General features: G+C 47.1%; 1 protein-coding gene. It reads left to right on the top strand.

The features are described 5' to 3' along the window. On the top strand, nt 1-646 hold a 646-nt coding region (locus tag NK662_RS23225), incomplete at its 5' end, for an IS3 family transposase (RefSeq protein WP_254761349.1). Nucleotides 647-680: the final 34 nt, after the last annotated feature.

Raw genomic sequence — 680 nt, 5'->3', positions numbered from 1 at the left:
TAACCGTGGCTATATCTGTAACCATAAGACTGTGCTTCGCCTCATGAACGGAATGGGTCTGAAAAGCCTCGTACGGATGAAGAAATACCGTTCCTACAAGGGGAAGGTGGGCAAGATTGCCCCGAACCTCCTGTCACGAAATTTCAAGGCTGCCAAACCAAATGAGAAATGGGTAACAGATGTAACGGAGTTTCACCTCCATGGGGAAAAGCTGTACCTTTCTCCTATCTTGGACCTGTACAACGGTGAAATTATCGCCTACAACGTGAAATCGCGTCCTGTTTATGAGCTTGTTTCAGAGATGTTGAACACGGCTTTAGAGCGCTTGCCGGACAGTCACACTCTCATCCTGCATTCTGACCAGGGGTGGCACTACCAAATGGCACAATACCAAGCTGCGCTTCGGGATTGGAACATTCAACAGAGTATGTCCCGAAAGGGGAATTGTCTCGACAATGCCGTCATGGAGAACTTCTTTGGTTTATTGAAGAGCGAGCTCCTGTACAACAGAGAATTTGAAAGCATGGAGCATTTTAAACAAGAATTGGATCAGTATATCTACTATTACAACCATAAGCGGATTAAGGCAAAATTAAAGGGCATGAGCCCGGTTCAATACCGGTCTCATGCCCAAGAGGCTGCCTGACACGCCCGTGTCTAACTTTTGGGGGCCAGTTCAA

Source organism: Ectobacillus ponti (genome assembly GCF_024294785.1).
Taxonomy (GTDB): Bacteria; Bacillota; Bacilli; order Bacillales; family Bacillaceae_G; genus Ectobacillus; species Ectobacillus ponti.
This window is presented reverse-complemented; position numbering and strand designations above follow the sequence as displayed.